Origin of the sequence: Mesorhizobium sp. B2-4-3 (assembly GCF_006442815.1) — a bacterium.
Lineage (GTDB): Bacteria > Pseudomonadota > Alphaproteobacteria > Rhizobiales > Rhizobiaceae > Mesorhizobium.
Genome location: NZ_VFVL01000036.1, coordinates 35132 through 48492 on the forward strand (window position 1 = coordinate 35132; position 13361 = coordinate 48492).

Annotated in this window: 23 protein-coding genes and 1 pseudogene; 8 read left to right on the forward strand and 16 right to left on the reverse strand. The window is 63.7% G+C overall.

What is annotated here, in order from left to right; genetic code table 11:
• Positions 1-42: 42 nt before the first annotated feature.
• The gene (locus FJ956_RS26060) at positions 43-549 is read left to right on the forward strand and encodes a hypothetical protein (RefSeq protein ID WP_140681691.1); all 507 of its coding nucleotides are present in this window, start codon (positions 43-45) and stop codon (positions 547-549) included.
• Between the two features lie 8 nt (positions 550-557).
• On the opposite strand, the gene FJ956_RS26065 is transcribed toward FJ956_RS26060, so the two are convergent.
• Together FJ956_RS26065 and FJ956_RS26070 are read right to left on the reverse strand one after the other, a co-directional pair.
• A complete protein-coding gene (locus tag FJ956_RS26065; protein ID WP_140681693.1) occupies positions 558-857 on the reverse strand; it encodes an AzlD family protein in 300 nt (99 codons plus the stop codon).
• Positions 854-1597, reverse strand: a complete 744-nt coding sequence (locus FJ956_RS26070; RefSeq protein WP_140681695.1) for an AzlC family ABC transporter permease — start codon at positions 1595-1597, stop codon at positions 854-856. Before FJ956_RS26070 ends, FJ956_RS26065 begins: the two co-directional genes overlap by 4 nt.
• A 169-nt stretch (positions 1598-1766) precedes the next feature.
• Between FJ956_RS26070 and FJ956_RS26075 the strand changes: the two genes are divergently transcribed.
• On the forward strand, positions 1767-2225 hold the full coding sequence (locus tag FJ956_RS26075) for an Lrp/AsnC family transcriptional regulator (RefSeq protein ID WP_140681697.1): 459 nt from the start codon (positions 1767-1769) through the stop codon (positions 2223-2225).
• Positions 2226-2465: 240 nt separating this feature from the next.
• Here the strand turns inward: FJ956_RS26075 and FJ956_RS26080 are convergent, their stop codons facing one another.
• From FJ956_RS26080 to FJ956_RS26100, 5 genes and pseudogenes are all read right to left on the reverse strand, one after another.
• Positions 2466-2783 carry a plasmid stabilization protein gene (locus FJ956_RS26080; RefSeq protein WP_140681699.1) on the reverse strand — a complete coding sequence of 106 codons (318 nt, stop codon included), beginning with the start codon at positions 2781-2783 and terminating at the stop codon, positions 2466-2468.
• Between the two features lie 35 nt (positions 2784-2818).
• Positions 2819-3016, reverse strand: a complete 198-nt coding sequence (locus tag FJ956_RS26085; RefSeq protein WP_140681701.1) for a hypothetical protein — start codon at positions 3014-3016, stop codon at positions 2819-2821.
• 31 nt (positions 3017-3047) lie between these two features.
• Positions 3048-3266: a hypothetical protein gene (locus FJ956_RS26090; protein ID WP_140681703.1), complete on the reverse strand. Its 219-nt coding sequence runs from the start codon at positions 3264-3266 to the stop codon at positions 3048-3050.
• Between the two features lie 18 nt (positions 3267-3284).
• The gene (locus FJ956_RS26095) at positions 3285-3773 is read right to left on the reverse strand and encodes a hypothetical protein (protein ID WP_140681705.1); all 489 of its coding nucleotides are present in this window, start codon (positions 3771-3773) and stop codon (positions 3285-3287) included.
• A gap of 159 nt (positions 3774-3932) precedes the next feature.
• Positions 3933-4013 (reverse strand): annotated as a pseudogene (locus tag FJ956_RS26100) (KGG domain-containing protein); the annotation flags it as partial.
• 440 nt (positions 4014-4453) lie between these two features.
• On the opposite strand from FJ956_RS26100, the gene FJ956_RS26105 reads away from it, so the two are divergent.
• A complete protein-coding gene (locus tag FJ956_RS26105; protein WP_140681707.1) occupies positions 4454-4678 on the forward strand; it encodes a hypothetical protein in 225 nt (74 codons plus the stop codon).
• A gap of 55 nt (positions 4679-4733) precedes the next feature.
• Here the strand turns inward: FJ956_RS26105 and FJ956_RS26110 are convergent, their stop codons facing one another.
• Positions 4734-5627 carry an alpha/beta hydrolase gene (locus tag FJ956_RS26110; RefSeq protein ID WP_140681709.1) on the reverse strand — a complete coding sequence of 298 codons (894 nt, stop codon included), beginning with the start codon at positions 5625-5627 and terminating at the stop codon, positions 4734-4736.
• A 40-nt stretch (positions 5628-5667) separates the two neighbouring features.
• Positions 5668-5898 carry a hypothetical protein gene (locus FJ956_RS26115; RefSeq protein WP_140681711.1) on the reverse strand — a complete coding sequence of 77 codons (231 nt, stop codon included), beginning with the start codon at positions 5896-5898 and terminating at the stop codon, positions 5668-5670.
• A gap of 164 nt (positions 5899-6062) precedes the next feature.
• On the opposite strand from FJ956_RS26115, the gene FJ956_RS26120 reads away from it, so the two are divergent.
• Entirely contained in the window at positions 6063-6782 is a 720-nt protein-coding gene (locus FJ956_RS26120) for a Crp/Fnr family transcriptional regulator (protein WP_140681713.1), read from the forward strand.
• A 4-nt stretch (positions 6783-6786) separates the two neighbouring features.
• Here FJ956_RS26120 and FJ956_RS26125 read toward each other — a convergent pair whose 3' ends face one another.
• The gene (locus tag FJ956_RS26125) at positions 6787-7086 is read right to left on the reverse strand and encodes a DUF982 domain-containing protein (RefSeq protein ID WP_140681715.1); all 300 of its coding nucleotides are present in this window, start codon (positions 7084-7086) and stop codon (positions 6787-6789) included.
• A gap of 543 nt (positions 7087-7629) precedes the next feature.
• Here FJ956_RS26125 and FJ956_RS26130 point away from each other — a divergent pair.
• Together FJ956_RS26130 and FJ956_RS26135 are read left to right on the forward strand one after the other, a co-directional pair.
• On the forward strand, positions 7630-8649 hold the full coding sequence (locus FJ956_RS26130) for an SDR family oxidoreductase (protein WP_140681717.1): 1020 nt from the start codon (positions 7630-7632) through the stop codon (positions 8647-8649).
• 16 nt (positions 8650-8665) lie between these two features.
• Complete coding sequence (locus tag FJ956_RS26135) at positions 8666-8971, forward strand: hypothetical protein (protein ID WP_140681719.1); 306 nt, start codon at positions 8666-8668, stop codon at positions 8969-8971.
• A gap of 23 nt (positions 8972-8994) precedes the next feature.
• On the opposite strand, the gene FJ956_RS26140 is transcribed toward FJ956_RS26135, so the two are convergent.
• Positions 8995-9180, reverse strand: a complete 186-nt coding sequence (locus tag FJ956_RS26140) for a hypothetical protein (protein ID WP_140681721.1) — start codon at positions 9178-9180, stop codon at positions 8995-8997.
• Positions 9181-9320: 140 nt separating this feature from the next.
• Here FJ956_RS26140 and FJ956_RS26145 point away from each other — a divergent pair, with 140 nt between their 5' ends.
• On the forward strand, positions 9321-10322 hold the full coding sequence (locus tag FJ956_RS26145) for a YihY/virulence factor BrkB family protein (RefSeq protein ID WP_348641101.1): 1002 nt from the start codon (positions 9321-9323) through the stop codon (positions 10320-10322).
• 177 nt (positions 10323-10499) lie between these two features.
• Here FJ956_RS26145 and FJ956_RS26150 read toward each other — a convergent pair whose 3' ends face one another.
• Entirely contained in the window at positions 10500-10712 is a 213-nt protein-coding gene (locus tag FJ956_RS26150) for a hypothetical protein (protein ID WP_140681722.1), read from the reverse strand.
• Between the two features lie 290 nt (positions 10713-11002).
• Between FJ956_RS26150 and FJ956_RS26155 the strand changes: the two genes are divergently transcribed.
• Positions 11003-11218 (forward strand): hypothetical protein, encoded by a 216-nt coding sequence (locus FJ956_RS26155; RefSeq protein ID WP_140681724.1) that lies wholly within the window; start codon positions 11003-11005, stop codon positions 11216-11218.
• Positions 11219-11592: 374 nt separating this feature from the next.
• Here the strand turns inward: FJ956_RS26155 and FJ956_RS26160 are convergent, their stop codons facing one another.
• From FJ956_RS26160 to FJ956_RS26175, 4 genes are all read right to left on the reverse strand, one after another.
• Positions 11593-11790 carry a hypothetical protein gene (locus tag FJ956_RS26160; RefSeq protein WP_140681726.1) on the reverse strand — a complete coding sequence of 66 codons (198 nt, stop codon included), beginning with the start codon at positions 11788-11790 and terminating at the stop codon, positions 11593-11595.
• A 79-nt stretch (positions 11791-11869) separates the two neighbouring features.
• Positions 11870-12157, reverse strand: coding sequence for a DUF982 domain-containing protein (locus FJ956_RS26165; protein WP_140681728.1), 288 nt, complete (start codon positions 12155-12157; stop codon positions 11870-11872).
• Positions 12158-12178: 21 nt separating this feature from the next.
• A complete protein-coding gene (locus FJ956_RS26170; RefSeq protein ID WP_140681730.1) occupies positions 12179-12481 on the reverse strand; it encodes a DUF982 domain-containing protein in 303 nt (100 codons plus the stop codon).
• 313 nt (positions 12482-12794) lie between these two features.
• Complete coding sequence (locus FJ956_RS26175; protein ID WP_140681732.1) at positions 12795-13307, reverse strand: ferritin-like domain-containing protein; 513 nt, start codon at positions 13305-13307, stop codon at positions 12795-12797.
• Positions 13308-13361: the final 54 nt, after the last annotated feature.

Sequence of the window (13361 nt, forward strand, 5' to 3'; positions counted from 1 at the left end):
CGGCGTCCGGTCCATGATGGACAGGCGCCTGCGAGACCGGCGATGTCTTCAACGCTCAACAGCACCGCGCTTGTCATCCCGCAACAGCAACGCCTGCCGCCGATCCCCAGACCCGCGGCGAGCATCGGCATTGTCTCCAGCCCCGCGGCGTCACCGCTGACAAAGGTCGGGTCCACGATCTCGGCATCCATGTTGAGCGTCGACAGCCTCAACATCACGGCCATCAAGGTGCGGCTGATGGAGCGCGCGGGCAAGGAGTTCGGCGTCGACCAGACGGACTACGAGTCCGTGTCCTCCTACGGGTCGGCGATCAAGGACGCCGTCGAAGCGTTGAAACGGCAATCTCCGTCGGCGATTGCCGAGATCGAGAGACAGCTTGGCCTGGACCAGCTTGGCGTGCCTCTCGATACGCTCGTCGATGCGATGGTCGATCCGCGAGGCCGCGACAACGACAGGCTGGATGCCGCGTTGAAGCAGCATGCTGGCGGGCAGGGAGAAGACGAGGCCGCGTCGATTCAGCCTGACGAGCTCGGGCTCTACGGCGGCTGAGGTCAGCTTTAGCCCATCAGCCACCGCAACGCTCCAGCCGAAGCCACCCCGACCACCACCGTCGGCAGCATCGACAGCCTCGTCGCGGCAAGCACGGTTATGGCCAGCGCGGCGAGGTCGGCCGGGTTCTTCGAGACGAAATCCGGCGCGATCACCGAGATCAGCACGCAGCCGGGCGCCGCCTCCATCACCGCCATGGCGCGCGGGCTGAGCGTGCGGTTCCTCAGCACCACATAGCCGCCGATGCGGGTCAGGTACGTCACGCCGGCCATCGCCAGGATGGCGAGCACGGTCATCGGATCGATCATCTCTCACCTGCCAGGAACCACGCGGCCACCAGGCCGGACAGCGCGCCGGCCGCCACATACCAGGCGCCGGGCACGACGAGATAGACGAGCGCTGCCACCACCAGGCTGACCAGCCAGGGCCGGGCCGCGGCAAAGCCCTTCCACATGCCGCGAAGCAGCACCAGGAAGACGGCCGGGAAGGCCATTGCAAAGCCGTATGTCTCGACGTCGCCAAGCACCGGCCCGAGTGCCGCGCCACAAGTCGTGAACGCCACCCAGGCGAGGTAGAAGGGCAAGCCGGCGCCCAGATAGAAAGGCAGGCTGAAGGCCGGCCGCAGGCCGGAGGCGGCGCGGCGCTGCGCATCGGCCAGGCCCACGGCCCAGCTCTCGTCGCACATCAGGAACAGCGCCGGAAACACCTGTCGCTTCGGCAAATGTCTGATGAACGGCGCAAGTGCCGCGCCCATCAGGAAATGCCGGCTGTTGACCAGGAAGGTGATGGCGGCGATCAGCAGGATATGCGGCGGCGAGGTCCAGAGCTGGATGGCCGCGAATTCCGAGCCGCCGGCGAAGTTGAGCCCGGTCATCAGCGGCACCTCGACGACGCCGAGGCCTTTCTGCGAGGCCTGCGCGCCAAGCACCAGCGCATAGGGGATGATGCCGAGCAGCACCGGCGTCGAGGCGGCGAGCCCACGCCGGAACTCGGCGCCGCGGCCATTGCCGGTTTGCTCCCCGGCGAGGGCGATCTCGGAAATGCTCATGACTTTGCCTTCGGCTGGCCTCGCGGTCGCCGTTCTCCCGGTCGGTTGTCGGTTATCGGTTCCCGGACCATAGCCGAAACGCCCGGAAATCGGGTTGCGAAGATACGCCGTTTCTGCAAATATTTGGCAGTAGATGGCGCGTTTTGATAGAAGGTTGGAATCTGACACCATGAAGCTGGATGAGATCGACAGGCGCATCCTGCGCGCCTTGCAGCGCGACGGGCGCATGGCCAACAACGATCTAGCCAGGGAGGTGGGCCTTTCGCCGTCGCCCTGCCTGCGCCGCGTCAAGCTCTTGGAGGAGGCCGGCGTCATCGATCGCTATGTCGCGGTTCTCAATCCGGCCAAGATCGGCCGCGGCCAGACCTTCTTCACCCGCATCTGGCTGAAGCAGCAGGACGAGGACACGATCGAGCATTTCGCCGCCGAGGTGGCGAAGTTCCCGGAGGTGATGGAGTGCTATCTGATGCTGGGCGACTGCGACGCCATGGTGCGGATCGTCGCCGCCGGCATCGACGACTACCGCCGCTTCCAGTCGGAGCATCTGAGCCGCATCAGGGGCGTGCAGAACGTCAAGACGGACGTGCCCAGCCAGACGATCAAGCAGACGTCCGAGATGCCGCTGTAGGACATTCGCCTTCTCCCCTTGTGGGGTGAGAAGTGGTCCGCGTTAGCGGACGAAAGCCAATTGCTTGGCTTTCGAGCTTCGAACGCCCTGAGCCTGCGAAGGGCCGGGCGGTGGCCGCGAAGCGGCCGGATGAGGGGTGCTCCAGGGAAAGCAGGCGTTTCACTCCGCTGGAACACCCCTCATCCGTCTCGGCGCTGCGCGCCGATCCACCTTCTCCCACAAGGGGAGAAGGGGAAACTGTCAATGATGCGCGCGCTCCGCGTTCCGTTTGCGCGTCGCAGCCGCTTTCTTGGCCGACGCCGAACGCGCGGCCGTGGTGCGCTCTCCGGACGCGTTTCCGCCCATCCTGCCGCCCTTGTGCGCCGCGGGATTGCCGGTGTGCTTGCCGCGGCCCGAGCCGCCTTCCTTCTTGCCGCCGGCGTCGTCCTTGTTGACGGTCGCCCAGGCCCGCCGCTCGGCTTCCTGTTCGGACACGCCGCGCTTCTCGTAGCCTTCGGCGATGTGGTCGGCCTTGCGTTCCTGCTTGCCGGTGTATTTCGATTTGTCGCCACGTGGCATTTGCTCGCTCCTTGTCGCGCTGAGTGTATTCGGCCTCAGGAACCCTTCTTCTTAGCGACGTCGCCGAGGTCGGACCGTTCCGGATCCTTGTTGTTCTCGCCGGCCGCGTCGCGGTTCCTGTCGGGATCGTCCTTCGGCCTCAGATAACCGCGTGGGCGGTTGCCCTTCGGGCCCTCCCAGCGCGGCCATTGCTCGGTTGTGCCGGCCCGTCCCGGACGTGGTTCGTTGCTCATGGTCTGCCTCGCTTTCGATTTGTAGGGAGGGTCAGCCCTCCGCCTTCATGGTCCGTGCGATCTCGAGCAGCTTGGCGCGGTCGTGTCCGTGCTCGTGGATCAATTCGCGCGCCTGCTTCGGCGACAGATCGGTGTTCTCCGCCAGGAAGCGCACGTCGGGATCGTCGCCGCCCTTGGTGGGCAGCTTGCTCGTCCGAGGCGCGTGGGCGGCGCCGGGGCGATGCGGGATGTTATCGTTAGCCTGGGGCATTGCAGGCCTCCTTCGGTTTCAGCTTGCCGACTGCCTGCGGCGTGCTTTCTTCTTGCGGCGCAGCACCTCGTCTGTGCCGACGGTCTCCTTCGAACCGCCGGTGATCGCGGTCGAGACCACGGCTGGCGGATCGCTTGCCGGAAAGGAGTCCTCGAGGCCGGACTGCAACTGCTCTTCCAGCGTGTCCGGGTTCTCCGAACGGCCTTCTGCTCGCCGACCATCGATCTCTTCCAGATCGTGCTTGGCGTCGGGATGCTCCCGCACGTTGCGCAGCGTCGACACGACGAGCTCGACCGCGAATTCCTTCATCGCCTCGCCATGCGCAGCGGCAACGTCCGTCTCCTCGATGAGGCGCACCAGCGTTTGTTCGAGCTTGTCCAATTCGCGCATGCCTTGGCAAAGCGCCAGTTTCTGCGCCAGCGAATGGATCAGCAACGGACCGAAGGTCGAATAGGCCTGCATGCGGGTCTCATCGACGCGTTCGGGATGAAGTGTACGCAAGGACATTGGTGCCTCCGTTGAACATCCTGCGGCGACGGCTTCGCTTGAGGCGGCCGAGCCCTTAGGGGAACTGGAGGACGAGGAAGAGGTTCCATCCCCGGCTGGAAGTCGCGGGACAGGAAAATGGCGTCCGCGTTTTTGCGGACGCCATTTTTGAACTCAGCGCTGACCGCCCTTGCGACCAGCCTCGGAGGCGCGTTGGCGGTCTTCGGCGAAGTTGCCGCTGCCGCCTCGATGCTGACCCATGTTGCGGTCCTCGGCCTGCTGCTGACCGCTGCCGCGATGCTGGTCTTCGCGGTTCTTGTGGCTCTGCTGGCCGGCCTTGACGTGCTGTTCGTGGGTTCCGCCTTGATTGGGCATGTCAAATTCTCCGTTGGTTCGGATTTTTCTTGAGGGTGAATTCAAGGATGCGTCCAACATCCCTGAGTAAGGGGAACAGGCGCCGGCAATCGATGTTCCGGCCGAAACATTTCGTGACTGGGTCGGACTGAAGTCCGATCCGGCCAGCGCATTGGGCTGGCTTGTGCAACCAAATCTCTTTTTGCGAATTGGTGAGCGGCCGACGAGAAAGCCCCCTCCATCGCCGGCTATCATGGTGCCCGCCGGTCAGCCCCGCGCAATTCCGGCGGGCACCGATATCGATAAACAAGAAGGCCGCGCAGTCGGCTTCGGAGCGAGACGACGTTTTGACCTATATCTCTGCAAAACCCGCCCGGCAGGATGCCGAAAGCCTGCCTGCCAACGACAACCAGCGTAGCACCCCTGCCGACCTTTCCTTCCTCGATGTCATCAACGACGAGGACGAGGTCGCCGACATTGCCAGGCGCGCGGAGCGTCTCGGCCATGCCACGCTCATTGCGATGGCGATCGGCCTGACGGCCCTGCCGCTGCTCTGCCTGATGCTGATGTGAGCCAAGCCGACCGGCCACTTGGCCGGCCGGCGCCATCTGCCGGAAAGGAGTGTCTCTATCTTCCGGAAAAGAAGGCGTCGAGCGTGGCCGCCGTTTCGATCGGCGACTCCTCCGGAAAGAAGTGACCGCCGGGCATCGCCCCGCCGCTGGCATCGTCGGCCCAGTTCCGCCATATGCCCAGCGGTCCGTCTTCGTCCCGATACCATTCGGCCAGCGCCCCATGCTCGCTCCACAGCGCCAGCACGGGGCAGGATATGCGCCGGCCGGCCTCCCGGTCCGCATGGTCGTGCACACGGTCGAGCGAAGCCGCCGCGCGATACTCTTCGCAGATGGCGTGGATATGCGCCGGATCGCGCAGTGCTTCCACATAAGCCCGCCGCACACCGGGCGGGAACGCATCGGCTGCGGATCCCCAGCCGGAAAGCGCATTGTCGACGATTGCTTCGGCTGCTGCCGCCAGTATCGTCTCCGGCAGCGGCTCGGGCTGCGCCAGCAGCGACCATGGCCAAAAGCTTAGCGCCAGCCTGGCATCTGCCCGGTCCCAGACCTCCGCGGTAGGGACGATGTCGAGCACCGCGAGCTTCTCGACGCGGTCGGGATGATCGAGCGCCAGCCGGTAGGCGACGCGCCCGCCGCGATCATGGCCGGCGACCAGGAAACGTTTGAAGCCGAGTTCTTCCATCAGCACGACCATGTCGGCAGCCATGGCGCGCTTGCCGTAGGGCGCGTGGTCGGCGGCCGATGGCGCGCAGGAGCTTTGCCCATAACCGCGCAGATCGGCACAGACGACGGTGAAATCCCGCGCCAAGCTGGGCGCCACGTCGCGCCACATCGCATGCGTCTCGGGAAAGCCGTGCAGCAGGAGCAGGCCGGGCCCGCTGCCGCCATGGCGGGCGAAGATACGCGCCTCGCCGGTGTCGATTTCCAATGTGTCAAAATCGGCGAACATGCTTGCCTCCGGCGAGATGCGACGCTGAGGACCAACGGTCTCAGTTCCGGGTCGAGTCCAGCGTCAGCGACGCCTCGAATATCTGCTCTTTCGCGGTACGCAGCTTCACGGTGATCTTCAACTGTTCGGTCCCGGGCGCCTCGTAGCGGGCAATGTCCTGCAGGATGCGCAACGCTTCAAGACGGGCGCGCTCGCGGTTGGCAAAAAGCTGCCCCTGGTCGTCAACCTGGCCATGCTTGGTGTTATAGAGGTCAAAATAAAAGCGTTCCATCGATGAAGCACTCCAGGCGTTTGGCAAGTTCAATCCCTGGCCGCGATCATGGTTCCAAGCGATTGATCCTGAGGGGAAATCCCCAGCGTGCCGGCGCTTGCCGCGCGGCCGCCTGCAACCGGCCCAGCCCTGCAGCGTTAGCTGTTGCGCATGGAGAACCGCGGATGCTGGAATCGCTCTACCTCAACCTCGGCCAGCATGACGCCCTGTCGGAAGAAGAAAAGGCGCTGCTCGCCGGCGCCATGTCGCTCGAAGGATACGTCGCCGCGGGCGAGGATATCGTCACGGAAGGTACGCGGCCGATCTACAGCACGCTGATCCTCGACGGGCTTGCCGCCCGCTACAAGGTGCTGGAGGATGGCGGACGCCAGTTCACCTCGCTGCAGGTCGCCGGCAATTTCGTCGACCTGCACGCCTTCCTGCTTAAGACGATGGATCATGGCATCGTCGCGCTGTCGCCTTGCCACGTGCTGGCCGCCGAGCACGGCAAGCTGAAGACGATCACCGAGCAGGCGCCGCACCTCACCCGGCTGTTGTGGCTCGACACGCTGGTCGATGGCGCCATTCACCGCGAATGGATCGTGGCCATGGGCCGGCGTTCCAAGACCTCCCACCTCGCGCATCTGATTTGCGAGCTGTTCGTCAGGCTGCGGGCGGTGAAAAAGACCCGCGAGATGAGCTTCCATCTGCCGCTGTCGCAAGCCGAGCTCGCCGACGTGCTCGGCCTCTCCGTCGTCCATATGAACCGGGTCATCGGCACGCTTCGCCGCATGAACGTGGTCAACTGGACGAACCATATGATCACGATCCTCGACTGGGAGCGGCTGGTTGCGATCGCCGAATTCGATCCAACCTATCTCAGCATGACGCGCGAGCCGAGATAGGCATCTAGCTGCGCGGGGTCTTGGAGCGCGACCACAGCTCGTCCAGCATGGTAAGCGCGGCACTCGGCCGAGCAGGCCGCAGCAGGCCTTGCTGCGCGGCGACCTTCTTGAAGGCGGCAAAGGCGATGGCCGGACGGCAGGTGCCGGCGATCGCGTCGTCCACCAGCCGGGCCGCTTCGAGATAGGCTGGCGCCTCCTTGTTCTTCCATGCGCCTCCGAGCGCCTTCTTGGCCTCGGCGACGGTGGTGACCACCATCGTGCCGCCGCTGACGAAGCGTATGGTGAGGGGCAGGAAACGGCTCATCGGTCTTCACAATCCGAGCCATGCGCGCCTGCGCCAGGCAAGACCGACAAACGGCGCGGCCGTGATCACGGCGGCGGCGAGGATAAAAAGCGGGCTGTTCGTACGCATGGATTGCATGTTTCGCCGTAAAAATTGCGGATGGCCGTAAACGATGACTCCGCCAGTCGGTTGCATCCGGCCGGCTGGTCCGAGGCTTCAAACCTGAGACTACATATTGCTCGCGGGCCGGGCCGGCGGCGCCGGGCGGTGCGGCGGACGTAGGCGCGGCCGGAGCGGCACCTCGGCCAGCGAAGCTCGGATCACCCTGACGGGGACTGGCGGCGCTGCGGCGCGCCTGCGCAGCATTGCGGCCGAGAGACTGCCGATGAGAGTTCGAAAGTCCATGGGACTTCTCCTGAAGAGTCCCCCCAACGACGAAGCGTTAGCACCACGGCCGGGCGGCCGCATTTAACTTTGATATATGCCCAAGCGTCCCGGCGCAGCGCGGCGAACCGGGGCCAACCTTTTCCCTTGGCATGCGTTGTCCTGTGAAAGGAGACCACGATGCCGACCAGCAGCCGAACGAAAACCGCCACGGCCAAGAAATCGGCCACCGGCAAGAAGACAGACACGGCGGAGACCGCGCGCAGACAGCGCGGCGTCCAGCGCAAGGTCGATGCAATGGACCGCAGCAAGCCGAAGCCGAAAGCCCCGGGCGCCATGCAGGCCGGCGCGCGCAGATACCCCACGCCGCCTTTCCCCAGGCAGCATTATCCCAAGCCCGGCGAGGAATGGGCGCTCGAGCCGGCGCCGCTTTACGACGCGCCGTTCTGGCAAGGGTCGGGCAAGCTCAAGGACAAGGTCGCGCTGGTCACCGGCGGCGATTCCGGCATCGGCCGCGCGGTGGCTGTGCTGTTCGCACGCGAGGGCGCCAATGTCGCCATCGTCTATCTCGGCGAGGACCGCGATGCCAAGGCGACGAAGCAAGCGATCGAGGCGGAGGGCAGGCGCTGCATCACCTTGCGCGGCGACGTCGCCAAACGCGCCTTCTGCCGCAAGGCGGTGGGTGAGACGGTCAAGGCCTTCGGCAAACTGGACGTGCTGGTCAACAACGCGGCCTTCCAGGTCCACTCGGCCGACTTCGCCGATCTCACCGAAGCGCATTTCGACACCACGCTGAAGACCAATCTCTACGGATATTTCCACATGGCGCAGGAAGCTGTGCCGCACATGAAACCGGGTTCGGCGATCGTCAACACCGGTTCGGTCACCGGCATCGAGGGTTCGAAGGAACTAATCGACTACTCGATGACCAAGGGGGGCATTCACGCCTTCACCCGCGCGCTTTCCGGCAACCTGATCTCAAAGGGCATCCGCGTCAACGCAGTGGCGCCCGGACCGGTCTGGACGCCGCTCAATCCCTCCGAGAAGGAAGCGGACGACGTCTCGCAGTTCGGCGCCAGGACGCCGATGAAGCGGCCCGCCCAGCCGGAGGAGATCGCGCCGGCCTATGTGTTCCTCGCCTCGCCGCAATGCTCCAGCTACATCACCGGCGAGATCCTGCCGATCATTGGGGGTTACTGACCATCAGGAGGATCCCATGAAGAAAGCACTTTTCATTGCAGCCCTGACGCTGATCCCGGTGATGCCTGCAGCGGCGCAGACCGCCGCCCAGCCGAAGGATCAACTGACGCAGGACTGCCAGGTCAAGCCCGACGCCAACGATCAGGCGCAAAAACAGAAGCAGCAAGCCGATACGGATGAGCTGTCGAAGCAACTCGGCAATTGCGGCGGCGTCCTCAAGCCGCCGCCGACCGGCGACCAGAACGCGACGACACCACCGCCGACCGGCAATGACATGCCCGTGATCAAGCCGGGCGAAGTGCCGCCTCAGACGGGTCAATGAGACCCGTCTTCAACAACAAGGGTTCAATGCTTGCGCTTCTCGCCTTCGGTCACCTTGACGGCCGGCAAGTTGTGGGCCTCACGTATCATCTGCAATGCCTCCTCACGCGTGAGGCCGCACTTGCGGGCAAAATAGGCCGCTTCGAGGATATCGGCGTCGGAAGCTGCCGAAACACTGGAAGCCGACCGTCTGTGCTTCTTCTTGGCCATCGGTTCACCGCGCCATGAATCACTTAGTCAGCTAAATATAAATCCATTGTTTCTGATTGCAAATACGCGGCCGTTTTTAGCGATCCGGCGTCGGCGGCCGCGCCCATCGAGGAACCATTGTGCAGGCATAGGATTGTGATTTGCGGGCCGCGTCAGCCGGACCTGGCGGCAAGAAGAACAGGGCTGGTTTTCCGGCTCCCGCCCTGGCCAACGAGAAGGCTGTTGAGGCGACGATGCCGGGCTGGGTTCGTGAAGGCTGGGAGCTCTTGCGGGAGAGTGTCGCCGGCTACATCGCCGACAATGCGCTGAGCCACGGAGCGGCGATCGCTTTCTACGCCACGACCTCGCTGGCGCCGATCCTCCTGATCATCGTGGCGATTGCCGGCTTAGTCATCGGCAATGACGCCGCGCAATTGGCGCTCTCGGCCGAGATATCGGGCGTGATGGGGCCGCAAAGCGCCGACCTTCTGAAGGCCACTGTCGAGAGCGCCGCGCAGCGCTGGTCGAGCACGCTGGCCACGCTCATCGGACTGGTCACGCTTTTCGTCACCGCGTCGGGCGTCTTCGGCGAGATGCAGCAGTCGCTCAACGAAATCTGGAAGGTGAAGTCCAATGGCGTGTCGCTGTCGCGCCTCGTGCGGGCGAGGGCGGCGAGCCTCGGTCTCGTCGCGGCGCTTGGCTTCCTTCTGCTGGTATCGCTGGCGGCAAGCACGGCGATCTCGGCGCTGGGCGAATTGATCAACCGGCGCCTGCCGTTCGGTGCCGTGATCGTCAGCGGCGTCAATACGATCGTCTCCTTCGTGCTGATCGCGCTGCTCTTCGCCGCGATCTACAAGGTCCTGCCGGACCGAACGCTCAAATGGCGCGATGTCGGCATCGGCGCGCTGGTCACCGCGCTTCTCTTCACCATCGGCAAGTCGCTGATCGGCTGGTATATCGGCACCAGCGCCATCGCCACCTCCTACGGTGCTGCCGGCGCGCTGATGGTCGTGCTGGTATGGGTCTATTACTCGGCGCAGATTTTCCTCTTCGGCGCCGAGATCACGCGCGCCTATTCGGTGCGCCGCGGCAGCCGGCGCGACCTCGCGCCGGTCATGGCGGCCGCGAACGACCGGGCCGCGCCGCGCCAACCGAAGAAGTAGCCAAACCCGAGACGACGATGCCGGCCAACGCTGGTGCAAGTGTCGGCGCGGCGGAGCCGCGGGCATCCGGTGGCGAGATCATCCTATGGATGGTTCTTGGCGGCATGATCACTCTGCTTGTCACGCGGGTCTTGCGCCGCGGAGGCTGATCCGGCCCCGTCGCCGGGCTCGGGGAGCCTACCGCCGTTCTTCCTGCCGTTTCTCGATTTCGTAGGACAGCCAGCGGCAGAACATGCCGATAACCGAGGTAGCGGCTCCGCCGAGCAGACAAGCAATCAGCAACGGACTTTTCGAGGCACTGTCCCAACTGACGATCGCCAGCAGCGCCACGCTCACCGTGGAAATCAGATATCCTGTACCCTTGAGAAGATGAAGCGACGATCTGGTCATGTTGGCCCGCCTTTCAATGAACAGACAACCCTGATCGAGGTTCCATTTAGCCGTCGAACAGGCCTGAAATCGTCCGGCTCTAGGGGCGGTTGGGTGTAGTCCGCCCGTTGGCCCGCCGCCGGTTCTCGATAGTGCGGCGGGCTTTGGACCTCGGTCCTCAGTCCAATCGAATTTGCTCGTAGCTGACTTTTTTTGGGTGTATCGTTTTTCAAGTCGTCCGTAGCTGGCGGGGAGCAAAGCGGATGTTTGGAACCGGGCATCATGTTTTCGCCTCAGACCGGGAGGCAGGCATGATGAGATACGGAATAGCCGAGCCCGCCGACCTGGCAATTCTGACGGATGCGCTCAATGCTTTCTGCGCGAAGCATCGCATTGCCGGCGAGGCCGAGCGCGAACAGGTTGCGCTCAAAATCATGTGCCTTTTCAGGCGGGGCATCATTGACCCTGACCAGCTATCGGCGGAACTTGAAAGAGGTTGGGCTGGCATCAACCGACGTGCCGGGTAGCCGGCCAAGCGAGCCATGCAACCTCACGCCGACGAGGCGGATTCTTGCATACAATGCGAGTGGGCCAGCATGGAAACCGGGAAGGGGCAGGCTGGCCCGGCCGCGCACACAACTCGCATGGGACTGAAGTCGCACGCGCCGCCGCTTTGGTCCAAGCAGTGAAACCTTGGCTCGCCGTTGGTGGTTGTGGAACGGTTTGACGGATATTTGAGCCCTTCATCGTTAGCTGTTTGAAAGCCCACCATTTCCTGCGGTTGGTGGGCGTTCATTCGAGGCCAACGATCCGGTTCCAAGGGGCGGGACCGGACGCTGGACGGCATATATAGGCGGCCGAATGGTTTGGCATAAAGCGACGGTCGCTGCTCGCGGTCCCGCTAGCTCTCGGCGCGTGCATGGAGGCGCTTTGCTGCAAGGTACATTAATGCCGACGCAGCACGGTTGCGGTCCCACCCGGCGGCTTCCGCCTGTGCCAGCAGGCCATCGAGAGAGTCAGCCAGCGCCTCCTGGCAATCGCTGTCGTAGCGGGCGGTGTTGACCTCGTGGACGGGTTTTCTAATGGCTGGTTCCGCCATCGAAGGTTCCTCATGAATTATCCAGACAGATAGGTTTGGTGCGAGGCGCCCCCGGCAGTGGCCGCGGGCGCCCCGATCGTCATCGGTGATCCGACGGCTGGGCTTGTCCGATGGCGGGCGGGATTGCTCCGTCCTCGACAAGGATATCCTTCTTGCGCGCGAATGCGGCGAAAACGCCTCGCGCGGTTTCCGCGTCGACGTCGCCGACCAAAGCCGCCTTGCAAGCACGGATAGCCGCTTTCTGCTCCGGGCTATTGCCGCACCAGTCCATCGCGAACTGATAGGCATCGACGACGGTGTTCAGCTGCCGGGGAAAGCCCAGGCCGACCCAAACGCGAAGGGGTTTTTCGAAGGGTTTGGAAAGCATCGCGAACTCCCCGCGACACTGTCAAGCAGTCAGTCCGCCGCCGCGGCCGCCTTTGCCGGTGATCCATGGCAAGGGGACACTCACGTCCTCGAGAATTTTGACCGACTTTGCGAAACCGCAAAAGGCATCTCTGGCGGCAGTCAGCGGATAGCCGCTGTCGAATGCCCGCTGGCAGGCACGAAGGGCCGTTTCAAATATGGTTCCGCGCCTGTTCCTGGGCCACGCGTAGAGAAATTCCAGGGCATCTTCCAGGCACGCGATTTCCTGGATGAGGCTGTTTTCGGTCTTCACGAAAATAGGGCTGTCGAACATCCGATCGTTCATAACGTCCTCCAATCGAACGAACAATTGAGTTTAGACGAAGGCTTAGGACCGACAGCGGCCAAGCCCAGCGGCGATATGGGTTTGTGGATTTTGACCGTCAAGAGCTTCCCGGGTCGCTACAAGAACCGGCGCGTCAATTCTGTTATCCGCAACGGCTTCATCGGTCCTGCAACTCGGCATGATCGTTGGGTGGCGTGGGTAACGGCGGTCGCCATTCGATTGAACGTGGGTCCAACAAGCAGAGCCCCGGCAATCTGCCGGGGCTCGCTGGAAGCTGGACCAAGGGAAGGCTGCGGCCGTGCGCGGATCGTTGCTATGCGGCTTCAGCCGCGACGTTGACCGCGGATTCGGCAAGCTGAGTGAGCGCAGCGTCCGTTTCCTTTTCTTCGTTCAGCGTCTTGTCGAGCAAGGTGACGGCTTCCGTCAGGCCGAGTTCCTGCGCCCAGGTCCTGAGCGTGCCGTAGCGCGAGATCTCGTAATGCTCGACGGCTTGGGCGGCAGCCAGCAGGCCGGCGTCGAGCGAGGGCGAGCCCTTGTACGCGTCCATGATCTCGGCACCTTCCTCGGTGATGCCCATAATGGCGGCGCAAGTCTTGCCCACCGGTTTCTTGTCGATCACCTCGAAGATTTCCTTGAGACGCGCGACATGTTCTTCGGTCTGGTCGCGATGTTTTTCGAACGCGGTCTTCAGTGCGTCATCCTGTGCCGCCTTGGCCATCTTCGGCAGCGTGGCGAGAATCTTCTTCTCGGCGAAATAGATGTCCTTCAGCGTGTCGTGGAAAAGTTCGTTCAGGCCCTTGTTCGAGGCTGCCTTCGTCGTCGCCATATCTGCATCTCCTGGTGAGGTTGGGATCATCACCAACACGGCCTGGCTGAACTT

Bases quoted from the DNA above. Each gene is read 5' to 3' on its own strand.
- FJ956_RS26060 (WP_140681691.1), top strand. From the start codon at position 43: ATGTCTTCAACGCTCAACAGCACCGCGCTTGTCATCCCGCAACAGCAA.
- FJ956_RS26065 (WP_140681693.1), bottom strand. From the start codon at position 857: ATGATCGATCCGATGACCGTGCTCGCCATCCTGGCGATGGCCGGCGTG.
- FJ956_RS26070 (WP_140681695.1), bottom strand. From the start codon at position 1,597: ATGAGCATTTCCGAGATCGCCCTCGCCGGGGAGCAAACCGGCAATGGC.
- FJ956_RS26075 (WP_140681697.1), top strand. From the start codon at position 1,767: ATGAAGCTGGATGAGATCGACAGGCGCATCCTGCGCGCCTTGCAGCGC.
- FJ956_RS26080 (WP_140681699.1), bottom strand. From the start codon at position 2,783: ATGCCACGTGGCGACAAATCGAAATACACCGGCAAGCAGGAACGCAAG.
- FJ956_RS26085 (WP_140681701.1), bottom strand. From the start codon at position 3,016: ATGAGCAACGAACCACGTCCGGGACGGGCCGGCACAACCGAGCAATGG.
- FJ956_RS26090 (WP_140681703.1), bottom strand. From the start codon at position 3,266: ATGCCCCAGGCTAACGATAACATCCCGCATCGCCCCGGCGCCGCCCAC.
- FJ956_RS26095 (WP_140681705.1), bottom strand. From the start codon at position 3,773: ATGTCCTTGCGTACACTTCATCCCGAACGCGTCGATGAGACCCGCATG.
- FJ956_RS26110 (WP_140681709.1), bottom strand. From the start codon at position 5,627: ATGTTCGCCGATTTTGACACATTGGAAATCGACACCGGCGAGGCGCGT.
- FJ956_RS26115 (WP_140681711.1), bottom strand. From the start codon at position 5,898: ATGGAACGCTTTTATTTTGACCTCTATAACACCAAGCATGGCCAGGTT.
- FJ956_RS26120 (WP_140681713.1), top strand. From the start codon at position 6,063: ATGCTGGAATCGCTCTACCTCAACCTCGGCCAGCATGACGCCCTGTCG.
- FJ956_RS26125 (WP_140681715.1), bottom strand. From the start codon at position 7,086: ATGAGCCGTTTCCTGCCCCTCACCATACGCTTCGTCAGCGGCGGCACG.
- FJ956_RS26130 (WP_140681717.1), top strand. From the start codon at position 7,630: ATGCCGACCAGCAGCCGAACGAAAACCGCCACGGCCAAGAAATCGGCC.
- FJ956_RS26135 (WP_140681719.1), top strand. From the start codon at position 8,666: ATGAAGAAAGCACTTTTCATTGCAGCCCTGACGCTGATCCCGGTGATG.
- FJ956_RS26140 (WP_140681721.1), bottom strand. From the start codon at position 9,180: ATGGCCAAGAAGAAGCACAGACGGTCGGCTTCCAGTGTTTCGGCAGCT.
- FJ956_RS26150 (WP_140681722.1), bottom strand. From the start codon at position 10,712: ATGACCAGATCGTCGCTTCATCTTCTCAAGGGTACAGGATATCTGATT.
- FJ956_RS26155 (WP_140681724.1), top strand. From the start codon at position 11,003: ATGATGAGATACGGAATAGCCGAGCCCGCCGACCTGGCAATTCTGACG.
- FJ956_RS26160 (WP_140681726.1), bottom strand. From the start codon at position 11,790: ATGGCGGAACCAGCCATTAGAAAACCCGTCCACGAGGTCAACACCGCC.
- FJ956_RS26165 (WP_140681728.1), bottom strand. From the start codon at position 12,157: ATGCTTTCCAAACCCTTCGAAAAACCCCTTCGCGTTTGGGTCGGCCTG.
- FJ956_RS26170 (WP_140681730.1), bottom strand. From the start codon at position 12,481: ATGAACGATCGGATGTTCGACAGCCCTATTTTCGTGAAGACCGAAAAC.
- FJ956_RS26175 (WP_140681732.1), bottom strand. From the start codon at position 13,307: ATGGCGACGACGAAGGCAGCCTCGAACAAGGGCCTGAACGAACTTTTC.